Genomic DNA, 16,425 nt, shown 5'->3' with positions numbered 1-16,425 from the left:
AGTACGGAAGCCCTTGGATCGATGCTAGGCCTCGATCTGCACATCCGTCTTCGGGCGCGAGCAGCAGGCGAGGATGTAGCCCTCGTCGATCTCGTCATCCAAGATGCCGCCATTATGGCTCATCTCGACTTCGCCGGAGAGCTTCATGACGCGGCATGTCCCGCAGAGGCCGGATTCGCAGGCCGCACCGATGCGCACGCCGGCACCGCGCGCCGCCTGAAGCACGGTCTGCCCCGCCGCACAGACGACATCCTTGCCAGCCATAGTGAAACGGATCGTGGTCGCAGCCTCACCGGAGGCATCGTCGGAGACTTCCGCAAGCGGTGTCGCCGCGTTCGCCGGCTGGAAGCTTTCCTGATGGTAGCGCGACATGTCGAAGCCATGGGCTTCCAACATGGAGCGAACGGCATCCATGAAGACTTCCGGACCGCAACAGAAGATCGTCCGGTCCATGAAATCGGGTGCCAGCAGACCGATCTTCGCCTTGTCGATGCGGCCCTTCAAGCCAGACCAGAGATCGGTGCGGCCACAGCCTTCGACGATGAAGCCGAGATTGAGGTTCGGCATGAAGCGGGCGAGATATTCGAGTTCGGAACGAAAGATGATATCGGCCGGGCTGCGCGAACAGTTGACGAAGGTGATATCAGACAGCGGCGCGATATCGGACATGTAGCGCGTCATCGACATCATCGGCGTGATGCCGGAGCCGGCCGAGACGAAGAGATATTTCTCGCCGGGATGGCGGATATGGCTGAAATCGCCGAGAGGGCCGAAAGCCTTGATGCGCATGCCCGGCTTCAGGTTCTCGAACATCCAGCGCGTGCCGATGCTGTCCTTCTGCGCCTTCACCGTCACGGCAACCGAATAGGGCCGCGACGGCGTCGACGACAGCGTATAGGTGCGCATGACCGGCTCCGGAGCCGCCGGCAGCTCCAGCGTCACGAACTGGCCCGGCAGATAGCGGAACCAGTTGTCCTTGTCGGACCCGAACGTGAAGGTCATCACGTCGGGCGCTTCAGGCGTTGCCGAGAGGCATTCGAGCACATGCTGCCTGTCATTCCAGGGCTGCATCTGGTCGAGGTGGCGATGCGGAAGGGAGACGGTCATGTTCATGCTCAGGCAACCGCCGACAGCTTGGCCTGGTCGCCCTGCAGCCGGTTGATCATGAACGTCGTGTACCACTCGACGAACTGCATGACACCGCCTTCATGGATTTCCGAATAGGGACCGGGCTCATAGGCCGGCGAGCGGATGCCGAAGGCATTTTCCTCGACGATGCGGCGGTCCTGATCGTTGGTTTCGGTCCAGACGTGCGTCAGTTCCTCAAGATTGTAATCGACACCCTCGACGGCATCCTTATGAACGAGCCACTTCGTGGTCACGGCGGTTTCCTCGGCACTGATCGGCAGGACGCGGAAGGAGATCGCGTGGTCGCCGAGCATGTGGTTCCACGTCGTCGGATAGTGGAACAGCAGCATGGTGCCGATGCCATTGATCGTCACGTCGGATGAGAGCGGCCGCTTCACGGCGTTCTGACCGGACATGGTGTAGCTTTCGGCGCCTTCGATCAGCGGCATGCGGGCGGCACGGAACTGCCCATCCGGCGAGATCTTGAACTCGCTCGGAAGGCCGGCGGCTTCGCAGCGCTGCCAGTGCTCGGCGATGACGGGGTCGTTCATCGCGCCCTGCACGCCCGTCACGGTCGGCGCCTCCGGGAAGGTGCGGCAAAGCTCGGGATGATTGGCCGCGCAATGATAGCACTCGCGGTTGTTTTCCCAGACGAGCTTCCAGTTGCCCTTCTCGATGATCGTGCTCTGGAAGGCGACCTTGGCTTCGCTGATGCGGTGCGGCGCCATATAGGGCTCGATCGCGGCGCGAACCGGTGCGAAATCCGGAGCGTTCTGCGCGAGGCAGATGAAGATGTAGCCGCCGACGCTTTCGCAATGGACCGGCTTCAGCGAATGCTGGCTCTTGTCGAAATCCTCGGCCATCTGGCGAGCAAACAGCAGCGAGCCGTCGAGTTCGTAGGTCCACTGATGATAGGGGCAGACGAGCTTTGCAGACGAGCCGCGCTCCGTCGTGCAGACGCGCGAACCGCGATGGCGACAGCTATTGTGGAAGGCGCGGATGACCTGATCGCGGCCGCGGACGATGACGACGGGATAATCGCCGATCTGGACGGTGAAATAGTTGCCTGCACGCGGCACTTCGCAATCATGGCCGATGAACAGCCAGTCGCGATAATAGATCGTCTCCATATCGAGCTTGAAGTAATCTGGATCGGTGTAGAACGGTTGCTCAAGGCTCAAACCCGTCCGGTGGTTCTTCAGTTGCCGCAGAACTTTGCTGCCGATGTCCATTTGCCTATCCTTAACAGTACCAGGAGGCGGGCAAAGGACATGCGCGGCCGATTGGGAGCGGCCAAAAGCAATGTCCCGACCACCCGCCGCGGTCAGTAAACCTATGTGCCCAAGGCTGGTTTCCGGGCTCTGGAGCGGCCCCGTTTCCAGAGCCCCATGGCACCTTCCCAGGTCGATCGACCCAGTGGCTTTATTCGCCATGCCTCACTCCACCACCGTTGCGGGGGCAGCGCCGGATTTTGACCGGCTTCCCAATTCTCCGTCTCCCTAGCAGGCGGCACCTTGAGATTGATCGCATCATAGCTCTCGGCTCCGCCAGCCGCTGCGCTGCAATGCGACATCGGCTCCGAAATTGACGACAGGCGAAACGAGACGCCGGGACGGTTCCAGAAAGAAGCAATATAGAAAGACAATTCAATCGCTTATGCGACCACATCAAAATGCGGGTAAACGGTCCATCCGCACCCGAATGATGACGCTTTATTCTGAATGCGACAGGGCTGTTATCGACGGGCCGCCTGGGTGGCGGAAAGCGCCAACAGCGCGGCCATGGCGCGACCCGCATCGGCAGCCGGAATGAAGATGTGATCGTGGTAATAGGCGGCGACGACATTGGCGCTAATGCCTTCATTTCCAAGGGCCGTGGCGAAGGCTGCCGTGAGCCCGACCGCCTCGAGGGACGAATGCACTTCGAGCGTAATCATGCGCATAACCGGGGCAGCCGGAAATCCCGCCATGCGGGCCGCCTCCAGCGGAAGGATCAGCGTCACACCCTCCTTTTCGCGAAACAGCCCGATCGGGTCCAGATGCAGATGATCCGCCAGTGCCGATGCCGGCACGCTGCAATAGACGAATTCACCCTCGGCGAGATTTGGTTTCATGTCGGACAGAAGCTGCTTGAGATTGATTATTCCAGGCACGTTCTCTGTCTCCTCAAGGTTCGGCGTCTCAAAACGGTTAAGCCCGGCTCAAGCTATTCCGTCTACTATGTCGTCCAGAGATGTCTAAAGCGAGATCCGGCATGGCCAAACTCAGATATTTCGACGCTGGGAAGCCCGCCGAGCCCGAACCGGCGCCACCGGTATCGACGACGGGCTACAGCGAATTCCTGCGCACCGGCCGCATCAACCGCAACAGGCCACACTGGCTGGCGGAAGAGCGGGAATATCTCACCCATGAGCATGTGGCCGAACGCACCGCGCTGAAGCTGCGCGATGCTGGCGAAAAGACACACGACCGGCTCAACAGCTTCCATAAGTCCATCCGCTTCCCCAAGCTCATCTTTCATCACACGCTGAAGGACACGCCGCATCTCGGCTATTGCCATGTCACCGCCGCGCGGACGCAATTTGCTCAATATGAGCAGGTGAACTGGGCCTTCTACATTGCCAACTTCTTTGCCCGGATCGGCCAGGAAGAGAACTTCTTCGAGGACATCAGCCTGAAATATTCGCGCATGTATTTCGCCGTCGCCATCCATCCGGACAGGCAAGCGGAAGACAAGAAGCTGACGATCAATCGCGACGTCAGAGGCAACGGCGTGCTGTTCCACACGCACGATCCGCAGATCGCCATCCGCAACGTTCTTCTCCTCGGCGCGCGCAACGAGCAGCTTCGCGACATCATTCGCCAGCTTTGATGATTGATCCGAAAACTCGAAGAGCATAAGAAACGGCCTGAACTGCAAGCAGGCAGGCCATGGCACGACACATAGACATTCTCGAACATCCGCAAACGGCAATAGAGGTTGCGACGGCAACGCTTGCCGAAGGTTTGCCGATCGGACTGCCGACAGAAACAGTTTACGGCCTTGCCGCCGACGCCACCAACCCTGCCGCGATTACCCGGATCTACGAGACCAAGGGCCGGCCGCGCTTCAATCCGCTGATCTGCCATATGAGCGATCTCGCCATGGCCGAACGCTACGCGGTCTTCGATCCCATCTCGCGGAAGCTTGCGGAGGCCTTCTGGCCTGGCCCGCTGACACTGGTGCTGCCGCTGAAATCCGACAGCGGCATCCATCCGCTGGCGACCGCAGGGCTCGACACGGTCGGCATCCGCGTGCCGCAGGGCTTTGCCGGCGAGTTGATCCGCGCCTTCGACCGACCGCTTGCTGCACCGAGCGCCAACACGTCGGGCAAGATCAGCGCCACCAGCGCCGATCATGTGGACGACGATCTCGGGGAGCGGATCACGCTCATCCTCGATGCCGGGGCTTCGGTCGTCGGCGTAGAATCGACCATCGTCAAGGTCGAGGATGGCGAGATGCGCCTCTTGCGGCCTGGTGGCCTTGCGGCGAGCGAGATCGAGCGGGTGGCCGGCAAGGCGCTGAAGCGCAAGAAGAAAGCTTCGGCAGCGATCGAGGCACCTGGCATGATGGCCTCGCATTATGCGCCGGGGGCTGCCGTGCGGCTCGACGCGACGGATGTTTCCGCGAACGAAGCGCTGATCCGCTTCGGAACGCCGGACATTCCCGGCAGCGAGAATGCCGTTGCCGTGCTGGATCTGAGCGCTGCCGGCGATCTCTCCGAAGCCGCCGCAAACCTCTTCGATTTCATGAAGCGCGCCGATGCCACCGGCGCCGCGACCATTGCGTTTTCGCATATTCCAGACGAAGGCCTCGGCGAGGCCATCAACGACCGGCTGCGCCGCGCAGCCGCTCCCAGAGAATAAATCAGCCCGACCCCATCAGGCAAAGGACACGCCATGAGCAGCTCCGCCCTCTCCTCCGACCTTCTCGATCGCTTCGCCGCCATCGTCGGCGAGAAACATGCCGTGCGGGACGCGGCGGAAATTGCGCCGCATCTCGTTGAGAACCGTGGGCTCTATCACGGCGCCTCGCCCATGCTGTTGAAGCCCGGCTCGGTGGAAGAGGTTTCGGCGATCCTGAAACTGGCAAGCGAGACCGGTACGGCCATTGTTCCGCAGACCGGCAATACCGGCCTTGTCGGCGGGCAGACGCCGCGCGAAGATGGTTCCGACATCATCCTATCACTGGAACGCATGAACCGCGTGCGGGATATCGATCCGGTCGGCAATACCATGATCGTCGACGGCGGCTGCATTCTCGCCGATGTCCATAAGGCAGCGGCCGAGCATGGCCGCATGTTTCCGCTTTCGCTCGGCTCCGAGGGCTCCTGCCGCATCGCCGGCAATCTTTCCACCAATGCCGGCGGCACGGCCGTTCTCGCCTATGGCAACATGCGCCAGCTCTGCCTTGGCCTCGAAGTCGTGCTGCCCACGGGCGAGATCTGGAACGGCTTGCGCCGCCTGAAGAAGGACAATACAGGCTACGATCTGCGCGATCTCTTCATCGGCGCGGAAGGCACGCTGGGTGTCATCACAGGCGCGGTGCTGAAGCTCTTTCCGCAGCCGCTTGGGCATCAGGTGGCCTTTGCCGGCCTGCAATCGGTCGATGATGCGCTGACGCTGTTCAAGAATGCCTCCAGCTTGTGCGGCACGGCGCTGACCGGCTTCGAGCTGATGCCGCGCATCGGCGTCGAATTCACCACGCGGCATATTCCGGGCGTGCGCGACCCGCTCGACACAGCCCATCCCTGGTATGTGCTGATCGACATCTCCACTTCCGATTCGGCCGAAACGGCCGAGCGGATGATGTCGGCGCTGCTCGAGCAGGGCTATGAGGCCGGCCTGGTCCAAGATGCGACCATTGCCAGCTCCGAGACACAGCAAAAGGCCATCTGGCATATGCGCGAGAGCATGTCGGACGCGCAGAAGCCGGAAGGCGGCTCGATCAAGCACGATGTTTCCGTGCCGGTCGCGCAAATCCCACAATTCATGGCCGAAGCCGAGAAAGCCGTTGTCGCGGCCATGCCGGGTGCACGCGTCTGCGCCTTCGGCCATATGGGCGATGGCAATATTCACTACAACATCTCGCAGCCCGTCGGCGCAGACAAGGCGGAGTTCATCGGCCGCTGGCGTGAGATCAACAAGATCGTGCACGGGCTGGTGCTGCACCATGGCGGCTCTATCTCCGCCGAGCACGGCATCGGCCAGCTGAAGCGCGATGAACTGGCATCGATCCGCTCGGATATCGAGATGGACCTGATGCGTCGGATCAAGACGGCATTCGATCCGGCTGGGATCATGAACCCCGGGAAGGTTCTCAAGGCCTAGAGCAATTCCAGGAAAAGTGCGGAGCGGTTTTCCGTCCGGAATTGCGTGAAGTCAAAGAGATAGAGCGGTTCAGAGTTTGCGTGAAAAGCTGAACCGCTCTAGGTTTTACACCGTCACGACGACCCGTTCGGACGCGAAGCAGCCGATCTGGCAGGAGATGATCGTGCCATCGGCATCGATGTCTTCGCCGGCATAGGCAAGCACCGGCGTCAGGCGCGATTGCTGCAGGAGCCGTGCCTCGGTTTCCGTTGGCATCCGCGCGGTGATGTCGGTGGAGCGGCGCCAGTAATCCATCACGCCGTAATCCTTCAGCGCCGCCGTGAACGAACCCATCGCAGCGAATTTTTCCGCCAGACCCGCAAAGCGACTGGCCGAGCAGCTGCGCATGACCACCGAAACTGGAAGCGCGTCGGCATAGGCGACGATGCACATTTCGAGTACCGCCTCGCCCGGCTGCATATTCAGCCTTGCAGCAATCTCGGCATTGGCCGAAACTTCCTTCGCCAAGAAAACCTTGCGTGTCAGGTTTGCATCCGTCGCTGTAAGATCCTTGCTGAAACGCACCTTGTCGCCCAATTGAAAGCGGACGGGCATGTCGGCGCGAACATAGGCGCCGCTTCCGCGTGCGACCCGTAGCAGGCCCTCCCCCTCCAGCTCGGCGATCGCGCGCCGCATCGTTACCCGCGAAACACCGAATTGCTCGGACAGGGCACGCTCGCTCGGCAGGCGGCTACCCGGAGTATGGCTGCCCTTGTCGATGGCGCGTCGAAGTTCCGCGGCAACGGTCACCCAACCTCCCGCAGTTTTTGCGTCTTTGTCCTGCCGATTCTTCTCGTCCATCACAAATCTGTCGCCTTGAAATTGGTATATACCAATTTATAAAGATCTCGATCGTTTATGGAAGGGTTCGGCATGGGCGACAAGCGCATATATGTGACATCGGTCAGCAGCAGCGGCGTGCACGCGTTCAGCAAGCAGACCAGAGATCACATTCAGTTGCTAACGGGTCTTGGCGTGGAAGGCGACGCACATATGGGGGTGACGGTGAAGCATCGCTCGCGCGTCGCAGTCGATCCGACACAGCCCAATCTGCGCCAGGTCCACATCATCCACGAAGAGCTGTTCGACGAACTCACGGAAAAGGGATTCTCCGTCGCTCCGGGCGATATGGGCGAGAACATCGCGACCAGAGGGATCGACCTGCTTTCCTTGCCGAGAGGAACGCGCCTGCATATCGGCGAGAAGGCGATCGTGGAGGTGACGGGCCTGCGCAACCCCTGCAAGCAGATCGATAATTTTCAGAAGGGCCTGCTGCATGCCGTGCTCGACAGGGATGCCGATGGTGGGTTGGTCCGCAAGGCGGGGATCATGAGCATTGTCGTGCAGGGCGGGCAGGTGCGGCGTGATGACGCCATTCGTGTCGAGTTGCCGCCGCTGCCGCATGTGAAGCTCGAGCGGGTTTGATATCAAGATCGATCTGATACGCTCTGCACGGGAAAAAGTTAGCTTTGAGTATGCCGAGCGTCTGATACCCCCCTCTGTCACTTCGTGACATCTCCCCCACAAGGGGGGAGATTGTTGGGAGTACGTCGCACCGTCTCAGCAAACCATCATGCTTTGGTCTCTAAGCGTACGATGCTTGTTTGAAGCAGGTATTTGCCGCGGGTCACCAATCTCCCCCCTTGTGGGGGAGATGTCACGATAGTGACAGAGGGGGGTGTACACCCTCCACGGCGACCGCAGCTAGTGTTATCCCCTCATCAAATCAATCGAAATCGTCCTGACCCGAATTCCCGCCGCCATTGCGGTTGCCGGTGATGATCTCGCGCTTGCCGACATGATTGGCCGGGCCAACCAGACCGTCCTTTTCCATGCGCTCGACGAGCGATGCGGCGCGGTTGTAGCCGATGCCGAGGCGGCGCTGGATGTAAGAGGTCGAGCACTTCTTGTCGCGCATGACCACCTTGATCGCCTGCTCGTAGAGATCGTCGCCATCTTCCGAGGCAATCGCGCCCTTGTCGAAGACGGCCGTATCTTCTTCCTCGTCTTCCTCATCCTCGTCGGCGGTGACCGTGTCGAGATATTCCGGACGGCCCTGCAGCTTCAGATGAGCCACGACCTTTTCGACTTCCTCATCGGAAACGAAGGGACCATGGACGCGGGAGATGCGGCCGCCGCCGGCCATATGCAGCATATCGCCCTGGCCGAGGAGCTGTTCGGCACCCTGTTCGCCGAGAATGGTGCGACTGTCGATCTTCGACGTCACCTGGAAGGAGATGCGCGTCGGGAAATTCGCCTTGATCGTGCCGGTGATGACGTCGACGGACGGACGCTGCGTCGCCATGATCAGGTGGATGCCGGCCGCACGCGCCATCTGCGCCAGACGCTGGATCGCGCCTTCGATCTCCTTGCCGGCGACCATCATCAGGTCGGCCATTTCGTCGACGATGACGACGATATAGGGCATCGGCGTCAGGTCCATTTCCTGGCTTTCCTCGATCGGGGCACCCGTGCCCTTGTCGAAGCCGGTCTGGACCATGACGTGGATCGTCTCGCCCTTTTCCTTGGCGGAGGCGACGCGGCTGTTGTAGCCGTCGATATTGCGCACGCCGAGACGCGACATCTTCTTGTAGCGATCCTCCATCTCGCGCACCGCCCACTTCAGCGCCATGACGGCCTTCTTGGGATCGGTCACGACGGGAGTCAGCAGGTGCGGGATGCCGTCATAGACAGAGAGTTCCAGCATCTTCGGATCGACCATGATCAGGCGGCACTGTTCCGGCGTCATGCGATAGAGCAGCGACAGGATCATGGTGTTGATGGCGACCGACTTGCCCGAACCGGTCGTGCCGGCGACGAGCAGATGCGGCATCTTCGCCAGCTCGGCGATGACGGGCTCGCCGCCGATCGTCTTGCCGAGGCCGAGCGCCAGCTTGTAGCCGCTCTTCTCGAAATCGGGCGAATCGATCATTTCGCGGAAGTAGACGGTCTCGCGGTTGACGTTCGGCAGTTCGATGCCGATGACGTTGCGACCGGGAACGACGGCGACGCGAGCCGAGAGCGCCGACATCGAACGGGCGATATCGTCGGCAAGGTTGATGACGCGCGAGGATTTGACACCGGGTGCCGGCTCGAACTCATAAAGGGTGACGACCGGGCCGGGGCGAACATGAATAATCTCGCCCTTGACGCCGAAATCCTCGAGCACGCTTTCCAGCAGGCCGGCATTCTGCTCCAGCGTTTCCTGCGTCATGATCACGCCGGAACGGGCGACGGGCTCCTGCAACAGCTCGCGCGGCGGCAGCTCATATTCGCCGTCCGCAGTGCGGGCAATCGGACGCCATTCGGGCGGCGTCAGGGAGACGGGACGGCGCGGCGAGATCGGCGACGGCGGCGCGTCGATCAGACGCTTAGCTGCAGCTTCCACGGCAGGAACGATCGGCGCAGCCTTGGCAACCGGCTCGGCGGCAGCCGGAGCGGCGACCTTCGCCGGCATCGGGGCAACGACCATGACCGGCGCGGGGCGAGTTTCGACGGCAGGAGCGGTTTCAGCGCCATAAACGGCGGTGACAAAGGCAGGCGGTACGAATGTTTCGGCCGGCTCCGCCGCGGTCTGCTGCTCAGCTGGAGGAGCTTCAGCGACGGCCAGTGTTTCTTCGATGGCGGGAGCCAAAACGACGGCTTCCAATGCGGCGAGTTCGTCCATGGCTGGGTTGCTCAGATCTGCCGCCAGCAGGCTGGAAGCGGATTTGGCGGGCGCTGCAACTTCGACCGCCGGAGACAGTACGACAACAGGCTGCGCCTCAACAGCGGCAACCAGGCGACGGCACTCGACGACGCGGAATTTGGCAATGATCGATTCGGCATCGACTTCCGGCTTGGGTGATGTCGTCGGCTGCTTCGGCTCCCCCTTGAGGGCAGAGACGAACTCGCCGTCGAACGGCATCGCATCCCAGAAGGCGAAATCGGAAAGATGGACAAGACGCGACTCGACCACAGGCGCGGCTAGGGACTCGGGAACACTTGACTGAACAGGGGAAGCATCCAGCGCGATCGCGGGAGCCTTCGAGAATGCGGTAGCGATAACGGTCATCTCCAATGCGTCCGGCTCGGTTGCCGGGGAATTCTGAATTACTGTCGGAATATAGCCGTCCACCACCAGCGGCATGTCTTCGAGCGGCGGCAGATGGAACTCGTCCTGCCGCATCGGCGGGACGACAATGGTTGCAGCCGGTGCCACAGGTGCTACGATCACAACAGGCGGCTCCATCACCCGTATCGCGGCGTGCGCGGAAGCCTGCGGCCGGATTTCGGGTTTCGGCTCGGCAGGCGGACGGCGGCTGATGATTTCGTTTTCGCGCGTGCGGGTAAAGCGCACGTTCGGCCCCATCAGGAAGGCATTCTGCCAGCCGGGAGACGCAAGATCTTCCGCGGAGATTCCCTGTGGCAGAACCGGCATTTCCTGCTCGCTCGTGACGGCGGCGGACTGCAGCGCTTCCACGACCGGCGGCGGGGCTGCGGCGGTGCGCTTCCTCACCTCGTCGGCAAGGCGCTTTTCCTCGGCGCGGCGCTGCTCTTCGGCTTTGCGCTTGGCTTCGCGGGCATTGCGAATCTTCTCTTCCAGAAACGCGCGGCGAGCGGCGATCTGCTCGGCGCGGCGAGCCTCTTCGGCCGCCTGCTCCGGGTCGAGATCGCCCTCCGGCTGGACGCCTTGCGAGGCATTGGAAAGTGTCGTTCGGGAAAGACGCATGAGACCTGCAACCCAGTCATTGATATTGCCGTTGGCTTCTCAAATCGAATAGGCCAGGGATGGTTAATAAGTTCCTTCCTGCCGTTGTGGAAAGCTGCCATTCCACACCCGAAAAACACATCCGAATATGCCCGGAAATCCTGCGAAAACAAGTGCATGACAAGTCTCTACCGCGCGGGAACGCGACAGGGAGACAGGTTAAATTTTTTGCAGGCCCCGTTACCGCGACGAGGACAGCTGCGCGATGGAAAGCAGCGTATCGGCGCTGATGCCGGAGCTCGACGACGAGCCCGTGAGAATCGATAGCGCCGGCGATGTCGAGGAGGTCGTATTGTTTTCCATGTCGTACATCGCGGAGAATCGCTGCAGCAGCTGCTTGACCTTGTCCGGGTCCTGCAGGTCGCTCACATTGACGAACTTTTTCAGCATGCTGGCCTGGGTATCGACATCCATGTTGGAGATCGAGCTTGGCAGGTTGTAGGTCGTGGTGATGACCTCATAGAGCGCGGAATCGCCCATGATGTCATAGATGGAGTTGATATCGGGCGCCTTGCGCTGGAAGTAGAGCGCCAGACGCACGCCGGGATTGGTCTCGCCTTGCTGATCTTCCAGCGTTTGATGCAGAAAGAGATCATTGGTCGCCGCAAGAGCGCCCTGGTTTTGCGCGGTGCCGAGCTTGCTGTCGGTCAGGTTGCCGTCGGTGCCAAAATTGAACGCCTCGACGATGCTCTTGAACTTGGCGCCATCGGTCGTGTTGATGAAGCTCTTCGAATCGGACGGATCAGAGGCGAAAGCCTTCTTCAGCGTCGCCGTATCGACCGTCTTCGGATTGATGCCGTTGGCGGTCAAGATGAAATTCGTAAGCTTGCTGTCGGCCAGCAGATCCGTGACGCTGGTCACCTTGACAATGTTGGTGGCGAAATAGGTGCCGGCGGTTTTGGCATCGCTTGTGGCCTTGGTCAGTTCGGCGCCCGACAGCCCCGCCGTGGAGCGGCTGGAATATTCCGAGATGTAGCTGTTGATCTGCGTTTGCGACAAAGACTGTACCGGCGCCTTCAGATTGCCTTTGCTGTCGAAATTGAACGCCTTGGCAAGCGCCGTGAAGCGAGAATCCTTGAGCGAGTTGACATAGCTCTTCGGATCGTAGGGATCGCTTTCGAGAATCTTGGTCAGCTGGGACTTCGTGACTTCGTTCTCACCGATGCCATAGGCGCGCAGCGCCATCTGATAGAGCTCCGGCGCGCTGTCGTTGGAGGTGCTGCTGTCGGACGTATTGCTCGCAAAGAAATCCTTGATGGTCTTCACGTCAGCGATGCGGTTCTTGTAGTTGTTGACCGCATCCGTGGTCAGGGTCGATTGCGATGACTGATAGTTGCTCATATAGGCCGTGGAGGCCGCGTCGATCTCATCCTGGGACTGCGCCGTCTGGCCGGAAGCAAGCGTGCCGTCCGACTGGAAATTGAATTGGGAGACGACGTCGGTCAGACCGAAGATGGCGGCGGTCGTCGAATCGGCGAAGGCGTTCTTGAAGACGACCGCAGGCGTCGTTGAATCGATGCCATAAGCCGTCTTGATGTAATCGAAAAGACGCGTGTCCGAGGTCAACTGGTCGACTGACGTGATGGAGCCGATATGATTCTTGTAATAGAGATCGTTGTCGGTTGCGCCGACGCTCGTCGTGAACGAGGGCACGGTGGAATTGTAGGCGCTCATCACATCGGCCTGCTGGCTGAGCGTCTGCGGCCCCCCGGGATAATTCGCGGTATAGCCTGCCGTGGTGGCGCTTATCTGGTCAGATGTCTGTGCTTGTGAACCGGATGCGACCGTGCCGTCGCTCTGGAAGTTGAATTCCGCCATGACGGCGGTCAGTCCGTTCGAACTTGCGGTGCTGGCATCCTTGGCCGAAGCATTGAACTGATCCGCGGTGATATAGGACGGGATATTGAAAGCCGTCTTGACGTACTGGAACAGCTGCGGATTGGACGTCAGCTGATCGACCGAGGTGACGCTGCCGATATTGGCCTCGTAATAGGCCGTGTCGCCGTCCGGCGTCGATGTCTTGATGGTGCCGTCGGCATTGAAATTGAATTCCGCCACCAGAGCCTTGTCGGCAGTGCCGCCATTCTGGTTGACGTAGCTGTTCGGATCGCTGAGATCGCTCGTCAGCATCTGCTTCAGAGACGAATTCGACACATAGGTCGGATCGATACCGTAGGCCTGCAGCACGTAATTGCGCAGGCGGGTATTGCCGAGGAGATCATCGACCGTCTTAACCGAACTGATGTTCTGGCTGTAATAGGTCGTTTCGGTCGCCGCCGACGTCTCCTCATTCGTAAACGATTGCTGGTAAAGCCCGATGAGGTCGTCTTCCTGCGTGCTGGTTTGTGCCGTATTCGTCGAGCCCGACGAACTCGTACCGAAATTGAACGCCGCGGCGAATTCCTTGTAGCGCGGATCGGTGAGCTTATTGGCAAAACTGCTGGAGTCGCTGAGGTCGCTGGTCAGGACCTGTTTCATAAAGGCCTTGGCGTAGGTCATGTCCGAAAGCCCGTAGGCTTCCATTGCGTAACTGTATAGCTGATAGTTATTCAGGAAGTCATCGACATTGGTTACTTTGCCGATATTGGCATTGTAATAGTCGATCAAACGCTTGTTTTGCGACTGCTGCGCCACCTGATTGAGCGAGGTCGCCATATCTCTGGTTGCGATCGTATAACCAAGATAAGTGGAAATCATCAGCAGAATCCCAATAGATCTCTAATAAAGGGGTCGAATCTGACTGACATTATTTCATACAAACCTTACCTGAGACTTACACGCATTCATCTTATGCGTGCACTATATTGAGGCACCACCCTGCCCTGTGTTCACCTTATGGAAACCCTGATGCATTCGACTTTGCTAACCATTTGAGGACGCAAAGTTTTCTTAACCTCGATTTTTAAGCTGTCTGGAAGGGACGGCGCCTAATCTGCCCAACAACGAGAGGACAGAAGTTCTCCGAGAGAAGACCGGAACAACCGGCTCTCAGGTAAAGCAAGGGTAGAAAAATCGATGACTAATACCGTCCTGAAGCCCGACTGGGCTGGAACCACACTGCGGCTTGATCCGGCGCGTTTCCCGCAACAGGTCAGCTACGCCATGCGAGGTGCCGAAGGTGATGTCACCATTACGATCGACGAGCGCGGCGCAGTGCTGCGCAAGATCCTGCCGTCCAGCGGCCTGCCGCTGTCCGTCGCCCTGCCCAAGCGTGCGTTCCAGGGTGTAGCCGCCCGCGCTATAGATCACGGCGACGGCGAAGTCACCGTCACGCTGGAACTGCATCACTCCGATCCGGATCTCTGCATCCCCCTTCTCGTCGCTCACGATTTGAGCGACATCGCCGCCGACTGGCGCTCCTGGTCGGAAGCCTTCCGTATTCCTATGCTGATGATCGAAGCCGACGGCGTTGCCCGCCCGCTGGAGGAACATCTCGGCGGCGTCCGCTCGCAGGACAGCCAGCCGCGTCGTCGCCATTCCTACTTCGCAAACCGCCGTCCCCGCTTCCTCGTGCGCCGCACGACGGGCAAACTCGGCGTCAAGATGAAGATCCAGGGGCGCGAGATCATCGCCAGACATTAAGCGATAAGGCTCGAAAACCGAATATCGCCAGAAACCGGCCGTGGGAAAACCGATCCCGCGGCCGAAATCTTATGGTATCAGCGAGCGCTCCATAACGATCGTTCGTTCATCGCCATGGAAACTCTCGCCGACGGCATTGAAGCCGAGCTTTTCGTAGAAACCCTGCGCGGTAATCGACGAGGGGACGGACAAGGTGGCGATGCCCGCTGCCCTCGCTGCCCGTTCGATTGCGGCCATCAGGCAAGCGCCAATGCCGCGTCCCTGCGCAGAGGGAGAGACGAACACCGTGCGCACGACGGCGCGGTCAAGGCTCGCGGTGCCGACAAGGCTTCCGTCGTCGATCGCCACGAAGACCGTCCTGCTGCTCATGAGCCGGCGCACGCCTGCGGGACTAAAGCTTTCGGCAACGCGCGCGATGATATCCGGTGAATAGTCCTGCGCGTTGTTCTCGTGAAGTGCGGTCAGGATTACGCCGCTGATCGCCTCGGCGTCCGCCCCTGAGGCCAGACGGATTTCACATGCCATGACGCCCCTCCTCCCGAACCTGATGCGACGCTTCCCTCCCCTCAGGGAGCAAGAAACAGGAACGACAGGAAGAGACCAACGAAGATGATCAGCCCGACCCGGTTGTTCGATTTGAAGAGGGCCAGGCATTGTGCGCCGTCGTCGATATCGAGCACGGCGATCTGATAGGCGAACATGCCGCCGGCGACGATCAGGCCGAGATAGGCCAGCCAGCTTGTACCCGCGAGCGCAAAGGACAGCAGCATCAGAAGCAGCGTTGCCCCATAGAGCCCGACCAGCCAGAGGCGCGTCTGATCGCCGAAAAGCCGGGCCGTCGACCGCACGCCGATCAGCTCGTCATCCTCCTTGTCCTGATGCGCGTAGATCGTATCATAGCCGATGGTCCAGAGGATGGCGGCGAGATAGAGCACGATTGGGGCAAGCGACAGGCTGCCGAACAAACCCGCCCATCCCATCAGCGCGCCCCAGGAAAAGGCAAGGCCAAGGAAGAATTGCGGCCAGTCGGTAAAACGCTTGGCGAAGGGATATAGCGCGACAATGCCGAGCGACAGGACACCGAGCACGACGGCAAACCAATTGAACTGCAGCAGCACCAGCAAGCCGACCAGAGCCTGCAATGCGATGAACACCTTGGCCTGGAGGCGCGTCACGCGGCCCGATGGCAGCGGGCGCGAGCGCGTGCGCGCCACGGACATGTCGATCTCGTGGTCGACCAGATCGTTGTAGGTGCAGCCGGCACCGCGCATGGCGACCGCGCCGATGAAATAGAGGAAGAGGTGATAGATCACCACGAAGCCGGGGGAACCATGTCCCAAGGCGACGGAGGCATTGGCCGCAAGCGCCACGGACCAGAAGCATGGCCACATCAGGAGCTGCCAGCCGATCGGCCTGTCCCAGCGCGCAAGCTGAGCATAAGGCCATAGCGTCGCGGGCAGAACGCGATAGACCCAGTTGCCGGAAGGCGCGTCGGCGACGCGCCCATTGATGTCGCCTGTGTTTTGCATAGGCGAGTAGTAGTGAAATCCGGCGCCT

At 60.3% G+C, this 16,425-nt stretch carries 13 protein-coding genes and 1 riboswitch; of the genes, 5 read left to right on the top strand and 8 right to left on the bottom strand.

Features of this window, described 5'->3' with window-relative positions; translation table 11 throughout:
• Positions 1-24: 24 nt before the first annotated feature.
• From GA0061103_RS08610 to GA0061103_RS08600, 3 genes are all read right to left on the bottom strand, one after another.
• Positions 25-1,113 (bottom strand): FAD-binding oxidoreductase, encoded by a 1,089-nt coding sequence (locus GA0061103_RS08610; protein WP_092709650.1) that lies wholly within the window; start codon positions 1,111-1,113, stop codon positions 25-27.
• 2 nt (positions 1,114-1,115) lie between these two features.
• Entirely contained in the window at positions 1,116-2,360 is a 1,245-nt protein-coding gene (locus GA0061103_RS08605; protein WP_092709647.1) for an aromatic ring-hydroxylating oxygenase subunit alpha, read from the bottom strand.
• A gap of 96 nt (positions 2,361-2,456) precedes the next feature.
• Positions 2,457-2,660, bottom strand: a riboswitch (cobalamin riboswitch).
• 203 nt (positions 2,661-2,863) lie between these two features.
• Positions 2,864-3,280 (bottom strand): ACT domain-containing protein, encoded by a 417-nt coding sequence (locus tag GA0061103_RS08600; RefSeq protein WP_092709644.1) that lies wholly within the window; start codon positions 3,278-3,280, stop codon positions 2,864-2,866.
• Between the two features lie 101 nt (positions 3,281-3,381).
• Here GA0061103_RS08600 and GA0061103_RS08595 point away from each other — a divergent pair, with 101 nt between their 5' ends.
• Genes GA0061103_RS08595 through GA0061103_RS08585 form a run of 3 tightly spaced genes read left to right on the top strand, consistent with a single transcriptional unit; the run spans position 3,382 to position 6,497 of the window.
• Positions 3,382-3,999 (top strand): DUF6656 family protein, encoded by a 618-nt coding sequence (locus GA0061103_RS08595; RefSeq protein ID WP_092709641.1) that lies wholly within the window; start codon positions 3,382-3,384, stop codon positions 3,997-3,999.
• A 59-nt stretch (positions 4,000-4,058) separates the two neighbouring features.
• Complete coding sequence (locus GA0061103_RS08590) at positions 4,059-5,033, top strand: L-threonylcarbamoyladenylate synthase (protein WP_092709639.1); 975 nt, start codon at positions 4,059-4,061, stop codon at positions 5,031-5,033.
• Positions 5,034-5,066: 33 nt separating this feature from the next.
• The gene (locus GA0061103_RS08585) at positions 5,067-6,497 is read left to right on the top strand and encodes an FAD-binding oxidoreductase (protein WP_092709636.1); all 1,431 of its coding nucleotides are present in this window, start codon (positions 5,067-5,069) and stop codon (positions 6,495-6,497) included.
• 105 nt (positions 6,498-6,602) lie between these two features.
• On the opposite strand, the gene phnF is transcribed toward GA0061103_RS08585, so the two are convergent.
• Complete coding sequence (phnF, locus tag GA0061103_RS08580) at positions 6,603-7,337, bottom strand: phosphonate metabolism transcriptional regulator PhnF (RefSeq protein WP_092709633.1); 735 nt, start codon at positions 7,335-7,337, stop codon at positions 6,603-6,605.
• Between the two features lie 72 nt (positions 7,338-7,409).
• On the opposite strand from phnF, the gene GA0061103_RS08575 reads away from it, so the two are divergent.
• Complete coding sequence (locus tag GA0061103_RS08575) at positions 7,410-7,961, top strand: MOSC domain-containing protein (RefSeq protein ID WP_092709630.1); 552 nt, start codon at positions 7,410-7,412, stop codon at positions 7,959-7,961.
• 301 nt (positions 7,962-8,262) lie between these two features.
• Here GA0061103_RS08575 and GA0061103_RS08570 read toward each other — a convergent pair whose 3' ends face one another.
• Together GA0061103_RS08570 and GA0061103_RS08565 are read right to left on the bottom strand one after the other, a co-directional pair.
• Positions 8,263-11,247: a DNA translocase FtsK gene (locus GA0061103_RS08570; protein ID WP_092709627.1), complete on the bottom strand. Its 2,985-nt coding sequence runs from the start codon at positions 11,245-11,247 to the stop codon at positions 8,263-8,265.
• Between the two features lie 219 nt (positions 11,248-11,466).
• The gene (locus tag GA0061103_RS08565) at positions 11,467-13,983 is read right to left on the bottom strand and encodes a DUF1217 domain-containing protein (protein WP_092709624.1); all 2,517 of its coding nucleotides are present in this window, start codon (positions 13,981-13,983) and stop codon (positions 11,467-11,469) included.
• Between the two features lie 318 nt (positions 13,984-14,301).
• Between GA0061103_RS08565 and GA0061103_RS08560 the strand changes: the two genes are divergently transcribed.
• Positions 14,302-14,868, top strand: coding sequence for a DUF6101 family protein (locus tag GA0061103_RS08560; protein ID WP_092709621.1), 567 nt, complete (start codon positions 14,302-14,304; stop codon positions 14,866-14,868).
• 69 nt (positions 14,869-14,937) lie between these two features.
• Here GA0061103_RS08560 and GA0061103_RS08555 read toward each other — a convergent pair whose 3' ends face one another.
• Together GA0061103_RS08555 and ubiA are read right to left on the bottom strand one after the other, a co-directional pair.
• Positions 14,938-15,393, bottom strand: coding sequence for a GNAT family N-acetyltransferase (locus tag GA0061103_RS08555; protein ID WP_092709618.1), 456 nt, complete (start codon positions 15,391-15,393; stop codon positions 14,938-14,940).
• 41 nt (positions 15,394-15,434) lie between these two features.
• Positions 15,435-16,397 carry a 4-hydroxybenzoate octaprenyltransferase gene (gene ubiA / locus GA0061103_RS08550; RefSeq protein ID WP_092709615.1) on the bottom strand — a complete coding sequence of 321 codons (963 nt, stop codon included), beginning with the start codon at positions 16,395-16,397 and terminating at the stop codon, positions 15,435-15,437.
• Positions 16,398-16,425 lie beyond the last annotated feature (28 nt).

This window comes from Martinezella multihospitum, from assembly GCF_900094585.1.
GTDB lineage: Bacteria > Pseudomonadota > Alphaproteobacteria > Rhizobiales > Rhizobiaceae > Rhizobium > Rhizobium multihospitium.
Note: the sequence above shows the minus strand (reverse complement) of the source record. Positions and strands in the feature narration are given on the sequence as shown.

Bases quoted from the DNA above. Each gene is read 5' to 3' on its own strand.
- GA0061103_RS08570 (WP_092709627.1), bottom strand. From the start codon at position 11,247: ATGCGTCTTTCCCGAACGACACTTTCCAATGCCTCGCAAGGCGTCCAG.
- GA0061103_RS08565 (WP_092709624.1), bottom strand. From the start codon at position 13,983: ATGATTTCCACTTATCTTGGTTATACGATCGCAACCAGAGATATGGCG.
- GA0061103_RS08605 (WP_092709647.1), bottom strand. From the start codon at position 2,360: ATGGACATCGGCAGCAAAGTTCTGCGGCAACTGAAGAACCACCGGACG.
- GA0061103_RS08585 (WP_092709636.1), top strand. From the start codon at position 5,067: ATGAGCAGCTCCGCCCTCTCCTCCGACCTTCTCGATCGCTTCGCCGCC.
- GA0061103_RS08555 (WP_092709618.1), bottom strand. From the start codon at position 15,393: ATGGCATGTGAAATCCGTCTGGCCTCAGGGGCGGACGCCGAGGCGATC.
- phnF (WP_092709633.1), bottom strand. From the start codon at position 7,337: ATGGACGAGAAGAATCGGCAGGACAAAGACGCAAAAACTGCGGGAGGT.
- GA0061103_RS08595 (WP_092709641.1), top strand. From the start codon at position 3,382: ATGGCCAAACTCAGATATTTCGACGCTGGGAAGCCCGCCGAGCCCGAA.
- GA0061103_RS08610 (WP_092709650.1), bottom strand. From the start codon at position 1,113: ATGAACATGACCGTCTCCCTTCCGCATCGCCACCTCGACCAGATGCAG.
- GA0061103_RS08560 (WP_092709621.1), top strand. From the start codon at position 14,302: ATGACTAATACCGTCCTGAAGCCCGACTGGGCTGGAACCACACTGCGG.
- GA0061103_RS08590 (WP_092709639.1), top strand. From the start codon at position 4,059: ATGGCACGACACATAGACATTCTCGAACATCCGCAAACGGCAATAGAG.
- GA0061103_RS08575 (WP_092709630.1), top strand. From the start codon at position 7,410: ATGGGCGACAAGCGCATATATGTGACATCGGTCAGCAGCAGCGGCGTG.
- ubiA (WP_092709615.1), bottom strand. From the start codon at position 16,397: ATGCAAAACACAGGCGACATCAATGGGCGCGTCGCCGACGCGCCTTCC.